Annotated in this window: 1 protein-coding gene; it reads right to left on the bottom strand. The window is 74.4% G+C overall.

The window, feature by feature from the left end; all coding sequences use genetic code 11:
• On the bottom strand, positions 1-1,102 hold a 1,102-nt coding region (locus tag EIO58_RS18395; protein WP_127820603.1), incomplete at both ends, for a phosphoenolpyruvate carboxylase.

The following is a 1,102-nucleotide window of genomic DNA, read 5'->3' as shown; positions in this document are numbered from 1 at the left end:
CGGAGTTGGCGGGGCCGCCGCCGCGGCCGAGCGCGCCGCCGCGGCCGTGGAACAGCGTCAGCTCGAGGCCCTCGCGCTGCGCCCACGCGGCGATCTCCGCCTGCGCCTCGTAGAGGGCGAGGTTGGCGGCGACGGGTCCGACGTCCTTCGATGAGTCGGAGTAGCCGAGCATGACCTCGAGCCGCCGGCCGGTGGCCTGCAGCCGTGCCGCGAACTCGGGGTGCTCGACGATCTCGGCGAGGATGCGGGGTGCCGCCTGGAGGTCGGCGAACGTCTCGAACAGCGGGATCACGTCGAGCACCGGGGGCGTGCCGTCGGGCCCGACGGCGTGGCGGGCGAGCCGGTGGACCGCGGCGAGATCGTCGGCGGACCGCGTGAACGACACGATGTAGCGGCCGGCGGCCCGGGGACCGTACCGCTCCTGCAGGAACGCGATCGTGCGGATGGTCTCGAGCACCTCTTCGGCCAGCTCGCTGTGCGCGGCCCCGGGGCCGGCGGACTCCAGCTCGGCCAGCACCTTCGCGTGCACCTCGGAATGCTGCCGTACCTCGAGCTCGGTCAGGTGAAAGCCGTACGTCTCGACCTGCCACAGCAGCTGCTGCAGGTGCCCGTATGCCTGTCGCGGTGCGCCGGCCCGCACGAGGGAGTCCTGCACGACCCGGAGGTCGGCGAGCAGCTGCTCGGGGTCGGTGTAGGCGAGGTCGGCGTCGCGGCGCCGCGTGGCCTCGATCCTGCGCGCGATCAGCAGCAGGATCCGCCGGTGCGGCTCGTCGGGCGATCGCTTGGCGATCTCTTTCGCGGCGTCCTCGTCGGCGGCCTTCAGCCGCCGCCACAGCGCGACGAGCGCGGAGCTCGGCGGCGTGGTCGCGGCGTCGAGGGTGAGAGTGCGACCGACGCGGCTGGCGGTGCGCTCCAGGCCCAGCAGGACGTGCTCGCTCGCGACCGCGGACGCCTTGCGGGTGACGGATGCCGTCACGAACGGGTTGCCGTCGCGGTCGCCGCCGACCCACGAGCCGATGCGGACGAACGGGCGCACCACGGGCGCGCGGCTCCCAGCCGCGGGCCCCTGCAGCGCGTCGTCGACGCGCCGGTACACGTGCGG

The organism is Microbacterium sp. CPCC 204701 (assembly GCF_004010105.1).
In the GTDB taxonomy this organism is placed as follows: Bacteria; Actinomycetota; Actinomycetes; order Actinomycetales; family Microbacteriaceae; genus Microbacterium.
Note: the sequence above shows the minus strand (reverse complement) of the source record. Positions and strands in the feature narration are given on the sequence as shown.